Genomic DNA, 17902 nt, shown 5'->3' with positions numbered 1-17902 from the left:
GCGGTCGTGGCGAAGTGGTTAACGCATCGGTTTGTGGATCCGACATTCGGGGGTTCAATTCCCCTCGTCCGCCCCATTTTTTCAATGGAATACATAGCATCATTACGTTGGGGATTAGCCAAGCGGTAAGGCAACGGACTTTGACTCCGTCATTCTCAGGTTCGATCCCTGAATCCCCAGCCATTATTTTGCGGAAGTGGCTCAGCGGTAGAGCATCGCCTTGCCAAGGCGAGGGTCGCGGGTTCGATTCCCGTCTTCCGCTCCATTTATAACAGTTCAAGTCTTGCATAATGCAAGGCTTTTTTTATTTTTGAAAATTCATCATTTATATCTGTCTTAATTCGGAAATGTATACTATAATAACCTTTGGTCATATGGATGTGACAATATCATCCAAAGAATACTACCGGAGGGGAATAAAGAAATGAAAAAATCATTTATAGCAATTATGGTCGTTATGATCCTGGCATGGTCGATGCCGGTAATGGCGGCAGCAGCCAAAGCTGAAGAGACTAGCGTGTACGTAAACGGCTCAAAAGTTAAATATGCGCAAGCTCCTTTGACCGAGAACGGCACGACAATTGTGTCGGCCCGGGAAACGATGGAAAGCCTTGGTTTGACGTTTACATGGGACAGCTCGAACAAAAGAATTATCGGCTCTAATGGAGAGATGACGCTCGCAATCGTCTTGGGAGCACCAACTGCAACAGTTAACGGCGTATCGGTGTTCCTTGGAACACCTGCGGTAGAGCGTAACGGCCGTATGATGGTACCGCTTCGTTTCCTTCTGGATGGTCTAGGCGCATCAATGGAAACCAAGGGAAGCCAGATCAGCATCAAAACGGCATCGAAAGAGAAAAGCCGCTACTATACAGGGCTGCCGCTTGAAATTACAAATACGACCGTTAAAAATCTCAGCACCGATACTGTAAAGGTCAACTACGTTGAATATATCTATCTGGATGATACGATGTATACGGTTGATTATTCGCTTTCTTTGGGCGCACGTAAAAAAGGAGTATTCGAGCACTCTAACGCAACGCCAGGCGATGATGTTACAGTCGAGAATGAGGAGCATACATTTTTCGGCCGCGCTGTGAAGAGTATTGAAGTAAACGGTAAGGAAATCGCCAGCAAAGGGTTCCAAAAAGCAGAAAATGCCTATTTGGACGGATCGTTTGAGAATGGCTTGCGGAAGCTGTACGAAAAGCAATTGGCGGAGTACAAAAAATGGATGAAGCAAGAACTGGTTAAAAATAAAAATGTGCCGTTCAAAATTGAAGGGTATAGCATTACTTATGATTCAATCGGCTATCCGGAAGCCAACATTGGTCTGGTAAACTTGACTGACAAAAGAATCGTCTCGTTCGAGCTTTCATTCAGCTGCTACGATGCTTACGGCGACAAAGCGAATGGACTTTTTTCCAAGAGCAACCGGTTCTACGGCAGAGGAAATGATGTAAGTGTGGAAAGCGGAGCAAGCTACACATTCACATGGAGCTTGTCGCAGTTCGACGATACAGCCTCATTGAAAAATATTCAAATCGATAAAGTTGCTTATTCCGACGGAACGTACTGGAAAAGAAAGTAATAGCTCCAAGAGGCGAAATGGTTTAAAGGAGTTTGGCTGCATGCCGCAAATTTCGTCATGGGATGATCATGAGGCGAATAGACTGAAGTGAGTAAGTAATCAGCCGAAAATAAAATCGTCGGTCAATCGACATATTCCTACAATATCATTTCCGTTATCATAAATAGAAGTATATGACGAGGAGAGGATTAATATGGGTTTTTTCGACAAGTTGAAGGAAGGCGCTTCTAAAGCGGCGGATAAGGCGAAGGATTCGGTCGAGGTTGTCCGTCTCAACTCGCAAATTTCGGCAAAGCGTAAAGATATCGAGAAGCATTACATCCAAATTGGCGAAGCCGTATTTCAAGCGAATTTGTCGCATGATTTGTCAGCTGCCGAACCAGCCATCACTACCTTTAGTGAGCAGATCGTAGCCTTGCAGCAAGAAATCGATGAGCTGGAAGAAAAAATTATGGAAATTAAAGACGAGAAGGATTGTGTATGCGGTAAAGTGGTGCCGATCGACACGAAGTTTTGTCCGTCCTGCGGACATAAATTTGAGGAGGCTCCCGCAGCCGCAGCGGAGGGCACAGAGGAGCCGGAAGCAGAAGCTGTCGCACCTGCATCTTCTTCAAGTGAATCGCCGCAACAATAAGTTTGGCCGGCCAAGGCTGTCGAGAATTTCTCGGCAGCTTTTTTCTATATTATTACGAAAATTCAATCTGATTCGCTGTAATGCGAGGCTGGTTTGCAGTATATTTAGCACAAAATGTAAAACTGCAGTTTGTTTGCTGCCTTATTGACGATTTATGTCATCAAAATGCAAATGTGCATTTGAAATGCTCCTAAAGTGCTGTTTTTAGCTAATTTGGACTAAACAACCTGTACTTTTGCATTTTGAGGAGGAAAAACAGCTGGAATGAGCCGATCAACCTGCACTTTTACATTTTGTAGCGGTGTTGAAGAGGTTCTGATGCGATTGGAGGCGGTATTGAGAGGATTTGAGATTCATTGACCGGTACTGTTGTATGTTGTTCACCAGTCCCCCAATAAAAAAGAAACCCAGCGTTTACAAAACGCCGGGTTCTTCTATAATCGAAGCCGTTTCATAAAACGGCCCTCTCTGATGCTATGCTCTGCTTTTTCTCCGGTAGAGAAAATAGACAGCTGTGATACCTGCTAACAGCATAATGATCGAAATCAAGCTGCCTTCGATACCGAATGAAGCGCCGGACAACCAAGCTGGCCCTTTGTCCGTTGCGTAGAGGATGGAGTCGTCCATAATCGTACCGGAAACGTTGAATCCGTAAATATTCCCTTGCAGATAGTTCCACGTTAAATGCATCCCGATCGGCCACCATAATCCTCCGGTTAGCTCACGGGCGATACCGAAAATCACCCCGGCTAGAATCAAGTTTATAATCGGCAGAGGCGATTCGAATATACCGGGATTCATGCTATGAAGCAAAGCGAATAGCAGAGAGGTTACGATAATGGCGGCTTTGCTGCCGTAATGGTAGCGTATTAGCCCTTGAACATAACCGCGAGAATAAACTTCCTCCGAAACAGCCACAAAGATAAACAGCAGCAAGCCCTTCAGCAGCGCCTTCGTCAACTGAGAGTTCCATTCTCCCGATGTCCAGCTGATGCCTCCAAAAGCCCAGATTAACACTGCAGATAGAGAGATGAGTAAAATGCCCGCTAGTAAGCCGTGAACGAGCATGACGCCCCCGTCTTGCTGACGGAGTCCCAGCGCCCACTTCTTTTTCCTTTCAAATAAAGCATACATTCCGAGAGCTGAAGCTATGAACAAAATCGTCTGGATGATTTGTATCCACAGACTATTTTGCGAGGCACTCTCGATGTCCTCCACACCGGTTCCAGATGCCACAACTATGATGGTGTATACGATTCCGACGATAACCGATACGAGGAGAACGACGATAAAGCTTAAAGCGATTTTGCCGGCAACGGCAGCGAAAGTTTTCATGATAATCACCATCCTTGAACGATGTAATGCAGCCTATGCCAATATAGAACTATTTTCCATCGGATGTCAACGGCAATATACAATGCAGCAGAGGAAGCACTTGTAAAATTTGCGTTTAATCGTCAATTTAATTGTGATACGATGAAAGAAAATGTAAGCGGTTAACATCAAACGAGTCGAAGGAGCAAGACTGCGATGAGGAAGCTGTTCATCATATCATTGTCGATTACTTGTATCGTATTGTTCGCCTTCACACTTTCCTCCATTATTCAAATTTTTCACTATGACTTGTCCGCTCCAGCCGAGCTGTCAGGGGGGCAGGACTCCGCATACCGCCTCGTACTTATTACACAAGAAATGGATACGCCCTTCTGGGACTCAGTCGAGAAGGGAGCGTCGCTTACCGCAAAGCAGCATGGTGCGGAGCTTGCAGTGTGGGGCAGCTACGGCACCAATCAGGTCGACTTTCTAAGGAAGATGGAAATTGCGATCGCTTCGAAAGTGGACGGCATTATTGTACAAGGCTTGGATTCGGATGATTTTAATAAGCTTTCTACGGTAAAAGCAGCGGGAAACGGCATTCCGATCTTTACAATCGGCAATGATGTTCCGGTGGAAAAAAGTTTAAGGCGCACCTATATCGGCTCCGATCACGAGAAAGCCGGCAGACTGATTGGCGAGCAGCTGACGAAGGATATCCGCAAATCAGGGAAAGTCGTATTAATGCTGTCTGACCGTCAGGAGGATTTTCAGAACAAAAGGCTTAACGGCATTCTGGAGGCATTGAAGGCGCAGCCAGGCATTGAGCCGATCATTGTCGTGGCTGGCGATACGAGGGAGAAAGTAATCGCAGCAACCAACGATATTATGAACCGGGAGCCGCATATCGAGGGGTTCGTCTCTGTGACAGCCAACAATGCAAGCGCCATGGTGCAGGAAATCGGCAAGCGGGCGAAATTGAGCAGATTTCATCTCTATTCCTTCGATGACAGCGTGGAGAGCCGGACGTTGATGAAAGAGAAGAAGCTGAACGGCATTATCGAGCAAGCCCCCTATACGATGGGCAAACAAAGCGTAGAGCTGATGATTCAGTGGCTGAATGGCGAGACGTTCCCGCTTAACTATGAAGGGTATTTTACCGAAATCAGACTGCTTAAGGCGGATGAGCTTTCATGAATACAATTCAGAAAAAAATATGGCTGCTCGTCGCAATCGTCGTGTTTATAATGGCCGGCATTTGGGTCACGTTAACCTATTACAATCAGAAAATGCAGGATCAATATAATGAAATTTTGCAGCGTTATTTGCAAATGAACGAAGTCAGCGCCTCCAGCCAGCAGCTGGTCACCTCATTAAACAATTACTTGCAAGCACCCTCCTCTTCTAGGCTGGCAAATCTGGAGACGGATCGGCATGAGCTGATCGTCGCCCAAGAGCAAATTACAAATTTGCGGAACAACGGCAATCATTTTACGCTAACGAATTATTTGAATTTGATTGACAGCCTGGTGGACTCCTCCGATCGCTCGGTCCGGTTTTTAAACGCGAAAAACAACGAGGAATCGTTAAATGATTTCGCTGATGCTACGCGTCTCTCTACTTATATCTCTGAGATGACGTTGACGCTGCTGGATACCGAGCTAAAAACCTACGATCAGTTTTATCGCGGCATGATCAAGCAATCCGTCGAATTGAAAAAGCTTGGGATCTGGATGCTTGCGCTCATCACCCTGCTTCTCTTGTTATTTACTTATTGGTTCTCGCTTAGCATTACACGGCCGATTCACAAACTTACGCAAGCAGCCCGCGAACTGTCGCGGGGCAGGTTCGAGATGCAGATTGAAGTGGCGGCCAACGACGAGATTTCTTTTCTCGCTAAAACATTCGATCGGATGCGCATCAATATTAATAACTTGATTTCGGAGATTCAGCACAAGGCACAGCTGGAGAGTGAGCTTCAGACGAATAAGCTTTTGCTTCAGGAGAGCCAGCTGCGCAGCTTGCAGAGTCAAATTAATCCTCACTTCCTGTTCAATACGCTTGATACGTTATCCAAGAAAGCTTATTTGGAAGGCTCAGAAGAAACTAGCGATCTGCTGGCGAGCGTTGCGAGGCTGCTCCGTTACAATCTGAAGCGGCTCGATCGGCCCGTTACGTTATATGAAGAGGTGAAGGTGCTTCGCGAATATATCGCGATCCAGCAGACCCGGTTTACCGAGCGCCTTCGTTATGTAGAAGAAATCGATGATTCTTGCCTTTTTGTCAAAATTCCCGGGTTAACGCTGCAGCCTATGATAGAGAATGCGGTCATACATGCGGTAGAGCCGTTGGAGGATGGAGGAACGATCCGGTTCCGCATCATAGACGGCGGAGCGTTTGTTATCGTCGAGATCGAAGACGAGGGGATGGGTATGACGCAGGAGCGGATTGCGCAAATCTTAGAGGAGCGCGAAGCCGACCGGCAGGACGGCCATTCAACAGGTATTGGCTTTAGCAATGTCGTTCGCAGGCTGCGGTTGTTTTATAACCGGGAGGATGTCATTGCAATTGAGAGCTCAGAGGGCAGGGGAACGAAAGTAACGTTGAAGCTGTTAAAGGAAAGAGAGGCGGGCGACTATGCTGAAGCTGTTAATCGTTGACGATGAGCAAATTGAACGGGAAGGGCTTTTGGCCATCATTAAGGACGGCTTTCCGGATGTCATATTTGAGCAAGCCAGAAATGGAAAAGCGGCGGTGGAGGTCGTTTCGCATTTTCAACCCGATCTCATTCTAATGGATATTAAGATGCCGATTATGAACGGCCTAGAAGCAGTAGAGCGCATTGTCGATGACTATCCGGACATGCGGTTTATTATGGTGACGGCTTACGATACGTTCGACTATGCACGCAAAGCGATTAAGCTTGGCGTGAAGGATTATTTGCTGAAGCCGAGCAAAATTAGCGAGATCAGGGATACGGTAGGCCGCGTCTTAAGACAGATAGAGGAAGAACGTGAAGAAAGGCAAACGCAGCATCAGGTGAAGCGAACGCTTGACCGGATCATGCCGCTCGTTGAAGCCGACGTGGTGACGCAGCTGCTGTTCGATCATGTACATGAGATTCATTTGGACGAAATGATACATCTGCTTGGAGGAAGCGATACAAGCGAAGCTTTCGTGCTGCTTGTTCAAGCAGGGGCAGGAGCGGCAACCGATCAGCTTTATGCTGGAGTGAAGCAGAAGCTGAGGCAAATGGGCAACGGCTGGGCAGGTGCGATGACGGGGCGCTATTTGCCTATTATCGTGTTTTTGGAGTCGCAAAAGTCTTTCCGGGCGCAAGCGGTATCGATCGTTCATGAGTTATTGGCACTGCCTCAGCTGTCGGGTACAACCGACTGTATCATCGGGGTGGGCAATGCCCGTCAGTCGCTTGACGACATCCGTTACTCGTATCATGAGGCTCTGCTGGCCGCAGCTGCTGGCCGTCACCAGCAGCTGCAGCAGTTGAAGCCGTTCGCCCGCCATCGGTTTTACGCGGATAAAGCGGCCGAATCTGAACGTGAGGGTGTGGAGTATGCCGGCAAACAGCTGGAGAAGCAGCTGACAGAATATGTCCGGCTGGGGCAATGGACGGCTGCAGAAGCGGCAATCTACCCGCTTGCCGATCGATACGAGGCGTCGGGCATGGATGTCCATCAAGCCGAGCAACGAGTGCTGGAAACGTTGTGGATCGTCTTCCGCGGGCTGCTGGAGCTTGGTGTAGAGACAGAGCTGCCTTATTATGATTTTCAAATCCATCGTTATTCCGAGCTGCGAACGGAAACCGAATGTCTGCTGCTTCGGATGCGCAAGGACGCTGAAGAGCAGCTCAGCCGTGCCCAGCCCGATGCAATTGCCGAGGTGAAGCAATATATTATCGCCAATTCTCATCTTGATATTTCGCTGGAGACGATCGCCAAGCAGGCCGGTCTTAGTCCTTTCTATATGAGCAAAATGTTCAAAGAGCAGGTAGGCATCGGCTATATCGATTTCTTGACCGACTGCCGGGTCGAGCGGGCCAAAGCGCTGATGGGCGATGCGGATCGCAGTCTCAAGGAAATTGCTTATGAGGTGGGCTACCATGACCCTAACTATTTCAGCAAAGTGTTCAAAAAAATATGCGGCGCCTCGCCGACCGATTACCGGAAAGCGCTCCTCGGCAAGTAGCTTGGCAAGCATATGGCAAAATAGTCCAGATCATCGCAATAGAATCCAGCAATTCTCTCCATTAACGATCGGCCTAGCGTGCTAATCTTGAAATGTAAGCAGTTACATTAAGAATAAGGGAGAGAAGAAAATGACGAAGCACATTACAAAAAGTGGGGTTATGCTGCTTGTTCTTGCTTTTATTCTCGTATTGTCCGCGTGCGGAGGCGGCAACGGAGGCGGAAGCAATTCCGGCGGTAAAAAGGAATCCGGCAAAGACGGCAAAATAAAAATCGGCTTCTCGCTGGATACACTGCAGGAAGAACGCTGGCAGAAGGACCGCGACTTGTTTAAAGCTGCCGCACAAAAGCTTGGAGCGGATGTTGAAGTACTCGCGGCAAACAGCGATGATGCGAAGCAAATCGCGCAAGCGGAATCGTTGATCTCCCAAGGTGTGGACATTCTCGTTGTCGTTCCCCACAATGCGGAAGCAACGGCAGCTATCGTAGAGAAAGCCCATGAAGCGGGCATTAAAGTGTTGGCGTACGATCGTCTGATCAAAAACTCTGACGTTGACCTCTACGTTTCCTTCGATAACGAGCGCGTAGGCGAAATGCAAGCAGAGGCAATTGTAGCTAAAGCACCTAAAGGCAAATACGTGTATATTGGCGGTTCGGAAGCGGACAACAACGCGCATCTGTTCAAGAAAGGCGCAATGAACGTGCTGCAAAAGTACATCGACAGCGGCGATATTCAAATCGTGTACGATCAATGGTCGAAAGACTGGAACCCGGCAGCGGCTCTTTCCAACATGGAGAACGCTTTGACGGCTAACAACAACAAAATTGATGCAGTAGTAGCAGCGAATGACGGCACGGCAGGCGGTGCGATCCAAGCTTTGACGGCACAAGGTCTTGCAGGCAAAATTCCGGTATCCGGACAGGATGCTGAGCTGGCAGCGGCCCAACGCATCATAGAAGGCACGCAAACAATGACGGTCTACAAACCGATCAAGGCACTGGCAGAGAAAGCGGCTGAACTGGCTGTTAAGCTGGCTAAAGGCGAGGATGTAGGCGCAGATAAAAAAGTGAACAACGGCAAAATCGATGTTCCATCCATTCTCCTCGACCCAATCGCTGTTACAAAGGACAACATTGATGCGACGGTTATCGCAGACGGTTTCCACTCGAAAGAAGATGTGTACAAAAACGCGAAATAAAAAGGCAAGCGCGAGCGGGGTGAACGGGGCATGACGGCTGCATTGGAGATGCGGAATATTACGAAAGAATTTCCCGGCGTGAAAGCGCTGAACGATGTGACATTGACGGTAAAGAAAGGCGAGGTTCACGCCTTATGCGGAGAGAATGGCGCCGGCAAATCAACGTTGATGAAGGTGCTCAGCGGACTCTATCCTTCGGGCAGCTATGATGGGCAGATTCTAATCAACGGAGAAGTGAAGCGCTTCTCCAGCATTAAGGACGCGGAGGAGTCGGGAATCGCCATTATTTATCAAGAGCTGGCGCTGGCCAAGGACTTGTCCATTGCCGAGAATTTATATCTCGGCAAGGAGCTGGCCCGCTTTGGGATCATTAACTGGGAGCGGGTTTTCAAGGAAAGCGAGAAATGGCTTACAGAGGTAGGCTTAACCGATGTTAGCCCGGAGACTAGGACCGGTACGCTCGGCATCGGCAAGCAGCAGCAGGTGGAAATAGCCAAAGCGTTGTCCAAGAAAGCCAATATTCTTATTCTCGATGAGCCGACAGCAGCGTTGACCGAGCAAGAGGTTGAAATATTGCTATCGATCCTTCGCGAGTTCAAGAACCGCGGCGTTACCTGCATCTATATCTCGCACAAGCTGAAAGAAGTATTTAGCATTGCAGATTCGGTCACTGTTCTGCGTGACGGCAAAACGATTGGCACTTATGACGTCAACGATATTAATGAGGAACAGGTCATTTCGCTTATGGTCGGGCGGGAACTAAAGGAATTGTTCCCGCGGGTCGAAGCGGTGCCAGGTGACGTTGTGCTGAAAGTGGAGAACTACACTGTCATGCATCCCGACTTGGATCGGAAGGTCATCGACAATATCTCATTCCAGGTTCGGCAGGGTGAAATATTCGGCATTGCCGGTTTGATGGGTGCAGGCCGGACAGAACTCGTAATGAGTCTGTTCGGTTCCTATCCGGGGGCTGCTGCCGGACGAATCGAAATCGAAGGCAAACAAGTAAAGATCAAGCATACGCAGCATGCGATACGGCATGGGATGGCGCTCGTATCCGAGGATCGCAAGAAATTCGGTCTTGTGCTCGGCATGGATGTGAAGAGCAACGTCACGATGGCCAGTCTAAATCAGATTGCATCGGGCGGTGTTATCGATCCTAACCGTGAAGTCATCAGGGGCAATGAATATATTCGCTCCCTGCAAATTAAGGCGAACTCCGTAGAAACCATCGTTGGCACGTTAAGCGGCGGCAATCAGCAGAAGGTCGTGCTCGGCAAGTGGCTGATGACGAAACCGAAGATTCTAATTCTTGATGAACCAACGCGCGGAATCGATGTTGGCGCCAAGTTTGAAATTTATACGATCATGAATGAATTGATTCGGCAAGGCGTCGCTATCATTATGGTTTCTTCCGAGCTGCCAGAGCTTCTTGGAATGAGTCACCGAATTATGGTGATTGCCGAAGGGAAGCGGACGGCGGAATTCACGGCAGAGGAAGCGACGCAGCAGGCGATTATGACGGCTGCGACAGGAGGGAGCGGACTATGAGCTTAAAAACGGAAACGGTGCCGGTGCAGCCGTCACGTGTACAAAATTGGTTTAAATTCGATGCGCGCGCATATACGATGATTGGTGCGCTCATTGCGATATGGGTATTGTTCTCGCTGCTGCATGAACGGTTCCTGTCGCCTACGAATCTTTCAAACTTATTTTTACAAATGTCAGTTACGGCGATTCTCGCCATTGGTATGGTACTGGTTATCGTCGCGGGCCATATCGATCTGTCTGTCGGATCGTTAGTCGGTTTGGTCGGCGGTGTGGCCGCTATGCTTAACGTCTGGTATGATTGGCCCGCCATTCCAGTCGTCATCGCGGCAGTGGCGCTTGGCGCCATCGTTGGATTCATTCAAGGCTGGATTATCGCCTATAAGGCGGTGCCGGCATTTATCGTTACGCTAGGCGGCATGCTTATCTTCCGAGGTGTATTGTTCGGAACGACAGGCAGCGTAACGGTAGCACCTTTGTCGCCGGGTCTGAAGGCAATCGGCCAACATTATACATCGGATATTATTGGATGGATTTTCGGCATAGCCGGACTGCTGCTTGCGGCAGTACTGCTGCTCCGCAAACGTTCATCGCGTATCCGTTACGGATTTGATGTTGAGCCGCTTGCAGTGAGCCTGCTTCGTATGGTGGTTACCGGTGCTCTTATTCTCGGTTTCGTCGCTGTAATGAACAGCTACAAAGGCATTCCGGTTCCATTCGTTATGGTCGTTGTATTGGCCCTCATCTTTACCTTTATTACAAGGAATACAACCTTTGGCCGGCAGGTGTACGCGATCGGCGGAAATCCCGAGGCAGCAAAGCTATCGGGCATCAATATCAAACGCCGGGTGCTTCTTGTATTTGTACTATGCAATACGCTGGCAGCAATCGCTGCACTTGTCCTCACTGCACGCTTGAATGCGGCAACGATGAGTGCCGGACAAAACTATGAGCTCGATGCGATCGCCGCATGCGTTATTGGCGGTACGAGCCTTATCGGCGGCTCCGGTACAATTATGGGTGCGATTATCGGTGCGCTGGTTATGGGCAGTCTGGACAACGGCATGAGCTTGATGAACATGGAGTCGTTCTGGCAGTATATCGTAAAAGGCGGAATCCTTGTGCTCGCCGTATACGTAGACATCTATACGCGCAATCGTAAAAAAGCGTAGAAAATAAGTGAGCGAATACCCCGGCGGGATGCCGGGGTATTTTTTTTATCGAAATGATCCTATATAATTACGATTTAAAATTATTGTAAATATGAAACAATTTCCCATAACACTCCGTCGATAAGGGCAGGAGGTGAGGAATTGAAAAAGTTCATAATCGTTTTTTCGATTCTTTTGATGAGTCTATCACTCCCCGCTTGTTCGTTCGGAAGGCAGCAAACAGCCCAAGACTGGGCATACCGTTTTGTCGTATGGAATGGGGATACGTACAAAGCAACTGATGAAACGGTTCTGGATGTCGAGAAGCAAATCGGTAAGGTTGAGCATTACTCTGACCATGAATCAACGAGAGCGACCGGTGTTTTTTCGAATGAATATCAGAAAGGGACGGCTTTGTATAAGATCAAAGACGTTTCAACAGAGAAAGCCATCGCGGTAGAGAGCAGCGAAGGAAATTATGTATTGCTAGAAAATATCGGCAGGTATGGTTCAAAGGACAATTAAACAAATCAGGGGGAGAGCAGAAATGAAGAAGAGCATGTGGAAGGTTATTCTGACTGGCGCCTTATTGTATACGGCCGTCGTATTGCCGCCCGCGAGCGCCTATACGACTTTAGGGGGCAAATACGCGAGTTCGACAATCAGCTATATCCCGCAAGGGCTTACGGCCAATTATTCATTAGCAATGGCTGATGGCATCGCGGCTTGGAATAATGCCAATGTGGATGCCAGCTTTACCTATACTAGCAATGTCTCTGCAGCCAATCTTGTTTTGAGGCAGGATGCTTATGGCGCCAACATTGGCTGGAATGCGAGGACGGCGAACAAACCCGTTATGACATCCGGTACATACACGAAATCGGATATCGACTTCAACACTTCTGCGATGGATGGGATGACGGTTACGGCCCGTAAAGGGACAGCAGCCCATGAATTAGGACATGTGTTTGGGCTTGATCATGTCACGGATGGCAAACAAGTGATGAGCATATATGGAGTGCGGACGACTTCCGTCCCAGGACCGGATGATATTAAAGGCGTGAATGCGTTGTACTAAACGAAGAAGGGGTGCTTGAGATGAATTCCGTTTTTTCGAAAAAACAGATTTGGACCTTATTCCTTGTCGCAATTGCGGCAGCCATCGTCTTCTTTCAAGTGAGAGCCGAAGCGTCGCGGGACAAGCCGACCTCGACAGTATCGATGCACTTTGATTTGTCGGAGTCATTCCAATCCGTCGACCAATTGCGGACAAGCTCGCCTGTTATCGCCAGAGTGAAGATCAATACAACAAAGAGCTATCCTTACAGTAATGTCGTATTTACTTTATCCGAAGCTTCGGTGCAGAAGGTATACAAAGGCCAGCTTGGAAAGCAAATTCACATTCTCGAGACCGGCGGTTCTTATGGGGGCTTGCATTATTTGGCCGAAGGAAATGCGGTTTTCGCATCAAATGATGAAGCTGTCGTGTTTCTGGAGAAATACGAAGGACCTGTAGCAGAGGATGCGTATGTCATTAAAGGCGTTTACCAAGGGAAGTTTAAAGTGGCGGGCGAAAGATTGATTCCGTCTTCTGAAGTATTAGGCGAGCTGCAATCGATTCAATCATTTAATGATCTTCAAATTTCGAAGTAAGAGATGGGAGTTATCTTGGAAAAAAGGGCTGTTTCCGCAAGGTCGCCATTGCCTAATGGCTTGACCGGGAAACAGCCCTTTTATTTAGAAAGTGAGATACTAATGACCCGATGCCTCGTGGTCATTGGAAAGCTTAAGCATGTCGAACAGCTTGAAGAGCAAGCTCATAATGATCGCTACAACAGTAGCCAGTCCCATTCCTTTGAGCGAGAAGTCCCCGATCACGATTTCTACGCCGCTTAATCCGACAACAAGTACGATAGTCGTAAGGTACAGGTTAGTCGGCTTGCTGTAGTCGATTTTGGATTCGACGAGCATGCGCAAACCAGAAGCGGCGATAACTCCGAACAAGAGCAGCGAGATACCACCCATTACAGCTACGGGAATTTCGGCAATCAGCGCTGAGAACTTTCCGAAGAAGGAAAGCACGATGGCGATAACCGCTGCGCCGCCGATTACGTACGTGGAATAGACGCGCGTAATAGCAAGTACGCCGATGTTCTCACCGTATGTTGTATTCGGAGTGGAGCCTACAAATCCGGACAGCATCGTCGAGATGCCGTTGCCAAGCATAGAGCGGTGAAGGCCGGGATCTTTGGACAGATCCTTTTTAACGATATTGCTCGTTACGATCAAATGGCCGATATGTTCGGCGATGACAACAAGCGAAGCGGGAACAATCGTCAGAATTGCTCCAAGTTTGAACGATGGCATCGTAAATGTAGGGGATGCTACCCAACTGCTGGCCGCCACTTTATCAAACTCCGCATAACCCATCCAGTAAGCAATAAGATAGCCAGCCACAATCCCGAACAAAATCGGAATGATGCGCATAAAGCCACGGAAAAGGACGGAACCAATTATCGTAATGAGCAAGGTAGCGGTGGAAATAATGACAGTTCCGCGATCCAATGCCCAAGCCGCATCAGGAGGGGAGCTTGGCGGTTTAATCCAACCGGCCATTCCTGCTGCTACCGGAATGAGCTCCAGACCGATAACGGCGACAATTGCGCCCATCGCTGCTGGAGGGAATACGACATCAATCCAGCCAGTGCCTGCAGCCTGGATGATCAGTGCGACGATAATGAAGACTAGGCCGGTAATGATGAAGCCGCCTAGTGCTGCCGCATAACCTTCCTCCGGATTCGCAAACTTGCCGATAACCGCACCTACTGGAGCGATAAAGGCGAAGCTCGAACCGAGGTAAGCCGGTATTTTGCCTTTGCAAATAAAGATGTAAAGCAAGGTGCCAATCCCGTTCATTAGCAAGCAAATTGCTGGATCGACGCCGAGCAAGTTCGGTACAAGCACAGTCGAACCAAACATAGCGAAGAGATGCTGCAGGCTGAGCATTAAGCTTGGCCCAAACGCAGGTCTTTCGAGTACCCCTATTTCTCTTTTCATTGTGCAGCTTTCCTCCATTAATAGAACTAAAATATGACCCTTTACGATTCTATATAGTCCAGTATTGGTTTGACAAGCATTGTTTTTGCAATTGCTTAAATTTTTTTTAACAAATTCAAAATAAATCTGACATGACTGGTTTAGATAGGCGAAACGGAACGTATATTCTCTGACGCTATTGTCTATGTCCTGCTATAGTAAGTAGCAAAGACAGCGATAGAAGGGCAGTGGCCGGCCGGATGAAGAATGTGCTCGTAACGGGATACCGTGCGCATGAGCTGCAAATTTTTGACCAGAAGCACCGGAATATTGAATATATTAAAAAAGCGATTGAAAGCAAGCTGCTTCCTCTGATTGAAGAAGGGCTGGAATGGATGATAACGCCGGGACAATACGGCACCGATCTATGGGCCTGTGAGGTAGCGATTGAACTTAGGCGGCGTTACCCGCGGCTCAAGGTATCCATTATTACCGCATTCAGCAATCAAGAAGAGCAGTGGAAGGATGAACGCAAAGCCTACTACCAGAAGATTGTGGAGGGCGTAGACTACTACGGGGCTGTCAGCAACCAGCCTTATGTCGGTCCGTGGCAGTTCCAAGCAAGGGACGAGCTGTTGTTTCGCAAGACGGATGGCATCATTCTGTTCTATGATGAGGAAGCGGCCGAGAGCAGCGCGAAGTTTGTTCGGGATAGGGCGCTCAAAAAACAGGAGGAGTCGGGCTATCGTTTTATTGGCATTGGCGCCGATGATATCCAGAATATAGTAGAAGAAGAGAATAGCCGGCGATACGACGATATGTAGCGGCTAACAAATAACAAATAAAGCAACGTTCTCCTATGGGGACGTTGCTTTTATTTGTAGGAAGGCGACATTTTCGTTAGCTGAATGAGCGGGTGCTAGAAGCGGTATTACAATCGGGGGGCCGGAAGCTTTACAGTAAAAACAGCTCCTTGCCCGTACTGACTTTGTACGGCAATGTTGCCGTCATGAAGCGTTACGATTTTGTGGGCAATGGAGAGACCGAGGCCGCTGCCTGAAGCTGCCCGTGACTGGTCTGCTTTATAGAAGCGCTCGAATAAATAAGGCAAATCAGCTTCGGGGATGCCTTCGCCCGTATCACGGATAACGATATCAATCTGTTCGGAAGCGGGTTTGATTGCAATGCTTAGCGTACCCATAGCTTTGGAAAACTTGATGCTGTTGGTGATGAGATTCGTCCATACCTGATAGAGAAGCTGGGCGTCTCCGGAGATCATCGTCTCGGGCAAGTCCAGCTCTAGCTCTAGCTGCTTCTCTGACCATTGCCACTCCAGCATAATAATAATTTGCCGAAGCTGCTCGTCCAAGCGAAATGGCGCATACTCCAGCTGCTTGGCTTGATCCAAGAAGGCAAGCGTGAGCAGTTGCTGGCTTAGTGAAGACAGCCGAACAGTCTCGGATGCAATAATGCGCATATACCCGACAGATTCCTCTCGCGAAACGGATGGGTCTGCTGCAGCGGTCGCTAGTCCTTGAATCGAAGTCAACGGGGTCTGGAATTCATGTGAAACGTTGGCTACAAATTGCTGGCGGCTTTCTTCTGAACGGCGGATAGATGCCGCCATAGAGGCGAAGCGCCTGGCCAGCTCGCCGATCTCATCTTTTCGCTCGCTGTCCAATTGAACCTCATAGTCTCCATTTGCGATTTGCCCAGTCGCTTTCGTTAGTTTTTTCACGGGATTAACGATATAACGGCTGAGTACGACGATCAGAAGAAGGCTGGAAACGAAGGAGCCGCCGATAAATGCAGCCATTATAAAACGAACTTCGCCTATTTGCTGCTGCAAGTCGGGCCGTACGAACAACGCAGCGCGGCCTTCTGGCGTTTCTATAGGAACGCCGGCTGTATTGCGAAGACTGTTGACGAAGAACGCGAATACCGCAAGTCCGTCATTGTCATCATTCATTCCCTGATAGAATTCGCCATCCATCACGAGATCGTATTGTGCCGAGCTTAATACGCCCTGCTTGAATGGGGACCCGAATGCGCGAGCTTCGTGACGGTCGTTGACCAAGTAGAACTGATATCCCAGCGTAGCCATTTTTGTTAAGTAATTCGGCAGGTCTATGCCGGAAGTATGCTCGTACAGCTCTTTTACCGCGAGGGCTGTTTTCATTGTCCGTTGTTCATTTTGCGAGAGCAGATTGTTCTTATAGTAGCTATTTGTAAATAATAGGCCTGCGACGCTGCTGACCGCAGTAACAACAATAAACGTCAAGACGATGCGAACGTATAAGGTTTTCACTCGGCTGCCTCCAATTTATAGCCTAAACCTCGGACAGTTGTAATCAAAAAATCTTCCTGGCATTCTGCAAATCGTTCCCGAAGCCGTTTGACGTGGACATCGATCGTACGGCTGTCTCCGCTGTAGTCGGTTCCCCAAAGCAGTTGAATCAGCTGCTCTCTTGTATAAATCCGCCCAGGGTTGCTTGCTAGTTGGGAGAGCAGTTCGAACTCTCGCAGCGGAAGCTCGAATAAATGGTCGCCCTTGCGAATTTCATGACTGCTTCTATTGATAACAACGGAGCCCAGCTTGATTGTATCCTGAGAGACGAGCCGATAACGTCTGAGAAGCGCCTTCATTCGGAACAACAATTCTTTGGGGTCAAAAGGTTTTACCATATAATCGTCAGTACCGGATAGAAATCCTTGTTCCTTATCCTCCATCTCTCCTCTAGCTGTGAGCATGATAACTGGAATATCATAATGCTGGCGAATCTCCCGGCAGAGCTCATGTCCGTTTTTCGCTGGCATCATTATATCGACTACAGCTAGTTGGACTTGCTCCTGCTCAAGAAGACGCGCAGCAGCTTCACCGTCGGGAGCTTCTATTACACCGTAGCCTTCTTTAGAAAGAATGAATCGAAGCAAGGTGCGAATAGCGGGATCGTCGTCTGCTATTAAAACGTTCATGCGCATAAGAATCGCGCTCCTTTGTTCTATAGTAAGTATAAGTTCATAGGTTTGATTCGAGTGTAGCATAAGAAAAGACGCTTTCCCAATAGAGGCTATTATAGAAGTGGACGGCTCGTTTTTCATGATTTAAAAGTTTTTTTGCAAAAAGGGTTGCCAAAACGATTCAGCCTATGGTATATTCTAATTCCGGCCGAGAGAGACGCGGTTGGCGAGGCAAGCGAGAGCGAATGGGACAAGCTGAACGG

16 protein-coding genes and 3 tRNA genes are annotated in these 17902 nt (G+C 48.4%); 15 read left to right on the top strand and 4 right to left on the bottom strand.

The window, feature by feature from the left end:
- The 5 genes from IEX98_RS28910 (at position 1) to IEX98_RS28890 (ending at position 2225) form a co-directional block, all read left to right on the top strand.
- Positions 1-76: transfer RNA gene (locus IEX98_RS28910), tRNA-His, on the top strand.
- A 32-nt stretch (positions 77-108) separates the two neighbouring features.
- A tRNA-Gln gene (locus tag IEX98_RS28905) sits at positions 109-183 on the top strand.
- A gap of 7 nt (positions 184-190) precedes the next feature.
- Positions 191-265: transfer RNA gene (locus IEX98_RS28900), tRNA-Gly, on the top strand.
- A gap of 159 nt (positions 266-424) precedes the next feature.
- Positions 425-1591 (top strand): copper amine oxidase N-terminal domain-containing protein, encoded by a 1167-nt coding sequence (locus IEX98_RS28895; RefSeq protein ID WP_188893130.1) that lies wholly within the window; start codon positions 425-427, stop codon positions 1589-1591.
- A gap of 193 nt (positions 1592-1784) precedes the next feature.
- Positions 1785-2225, top strand: coding sequence for a zinc ribbon domain-containing protein (locus tag IEX98_RS28890; protein WP_188893129.1), 441 nt, complete (start codon positions 1785-1787; stop codon positions 2223-2225).
- Positions 2226-2699: 474 nt separating this feature from the next.
- Here the strand turns inward: IEX98_RS28890 and IEX98_RS28885 are convergent, their stop codons facing one another.
- Positions 2700-3560, bottom strand: a complete 861-nt coding sequence (locus IEX98_RS28885) for a CPBP family intramembrane glutamic endopeptidase (RefSeq protein WP_188893128.1) — start codon at positions 3558-3560, stop codon at positions 2700-2702.
- A gap of 195 nt (positions 3561-3755) precedes the next feature.
- Here IEX98_RS28885 and IEX98_RS28880 point away from each other — a divergent pair, with 195 nt between their 5' ends.
- From IEX98_RS28880 to IEX98_RS28840, 9 genes are all read left to right on the top strand, one after another.
- Positions 3756-4736, top strand: a complete 981-nt coding sequence (locus tag IEX98_RS28880; RefSeq protein WP_188893127.1) for a substrate-binding domain-containing protein — start codon at positions 3756-3758, stop codon at positions 4734-4736.
- Positions 4733-6199, top strand: a complete 1467-nt coding sequence (locus IEX98_RS28875; protein ID WP_188893126.1) for a sensor histidine kinase — start codon at positions 4733-4735, stop codon at positions 6197-6199. Before IEX98_RS28880 ends, IEX98_RS28875 begins: the two co-directional genes overlap by 4 nt.
- Positions 6177-7745: a response regulator gene (locus tag IEX98_RS28870; protein ID WP_188893125.1), complete on the top strand. Its 1569-nt coding sequence runs from the start codon at positions 6177-6179 to the stop codon at positions 7743-7745. The genes IEX98_RS28875 and IEX98_RS28870 overlap by 23 nt, the downstream gene beginning before the upstream one ends.
- Positions 7746-7875: 130 nt before the next feature.
- A complete protein-coding gene (gene xylF / locus IEX98_RS28865) occupies positions 7876-8943 on the top strand; it encodes a D-xylose ABC transporter substrate-binding protein (protein ID WP_188893124.1) in 1068 nt (355 codons plus the stop codon).
- Between the two features lie 30 nt (positions 8944-8973).
- Positions 8974-10494, top strand: a complete 1521-nt coding sequence (locus tag IEX98_RS28860) for a xylose ABC transporter ATP-binding protein (RefSeq protein WP_188893123.1) — start codon at positions 8974-8976, stop codon at positions 10492-10494.
- Positions 10491-11663: a sugar ABC transporter permease gene (locus IEX98_RS28855; RefSeq protein ID WP_188893122.1), complete on the top strand. Its 1173-nt coding sequence runs from the start codon at positions 10491-10493 to the stop codon at positions 11661-11663. Before IEX98_RS28860 ends, IEX98_RS28855 begins: the two co-directional genes overlap by 4 nt.
- A gap of 141 nt (positions 11664-11804) precedes the next feature.
- Positions 11805-12167, top strand: a complete 363-nt coding sequence (locus tag IEX98_RS28850) for a hypothetical protein (RefSeq protein ID WP_188893121.1) — start codon at positions 11805-11807, stop codon at positions 12165-12167.
- A gap of 22 nt (positions 12168-12189) precedes the next feature.
- A complete protein-coding gene (locus tag IEX98_RS28845; RefSeq protein WP_188893120.1) occupies positions 12190-12720 on the top strand; it encodes a matrixin family metalloprotease in 531 nt (176 codons plus the stop codon).
- Between the two features lie 20 nt (positions 12721-12740).
- Positions 12741-13295: a hypothetical protein gene (locus IEX98_RS28840; RefSeq protein ID WP_188893119.1), complete on the top strand. Its 555-nt coding sequence runs from the start codon at positions 12741-12743 to the stop codon at positions 13293-13295.
- A gap of 99 nt (positions 13296-13394) precedes the next feature.
- Here the strand turns inward: IEX98_RS28840 and uraA are convergent, their stop codons facing one another.
- Positions 13395-14699: a uracil permease gene (gene uraA, locus IEX98_RS28835; protein ID WP_188893118.1), complete on the bottom strand. Its 1305-nt coding sequence runs from the start codon at positions 14697-14699 to the stop codon at positions 13395-13397.
- Between the two features lie 239 nt (positions 14700-14938).
- On the opposite strand from uraA, the gene IEX98_RS28830 reads away from it, so the two are divergent.
- The gene (locus IEX98_RS28830) at positions 14939-15502 is read left to right on the top strand and encodes a DUF1273 domain-containing protein (protein ID WP_188893117.1); all 564 of its coding nucleotides are present in this window, start codon (positions 14939-14941) and stop codon (positions 15500-15502) included.
- Positions 15503-15609: 107 nt separating this feature from the next.
- On the opposite strand, the gene IEX98_RS28825 is transcribed toward IEX98_RS28830, so the two are convergent.
- The gene (locus IEX98_RS28825) at positions 15610-16986 is read right to left on the bottom strand and encodes a sensor histidine kinase (protein ID WP_188893116.1); all 1377 of its coding nucleotides are present in this window, start codon (positions 16984-16986) and stop codon (positions 15610-15612) included.
- Positions 16983-17660, bottom strand: a complete 678-nt coding sequence (locus IEX98_RS28820; RefSeq protein ID WP_188893115.1) for a response regulator transcription factor — start codon at positions 17658-17660, stop codon at positions 16983-16985. The genes IEX98_RS28825 and IEX98_RS28820 overlap by 4 nt, the downstream gene beginning before the upstream one ends.
- Positions 17661-17902: the final 242 nt, after the last annotated feature.

It is taken from the genome of Paenibacillus radicis (ex Gao et al. 2016) (assembly GCF_014641555.1).
Classification (GTDB): Bacteria; Bacillota; Bacilli; order Paenibacillales; family Paenibacillaceae; genus Pristimantibacillus; species Pristimantibacillus radicis.
This window is presented reverse-complemented; position numbering and strand designations above follow the sequence as displayed.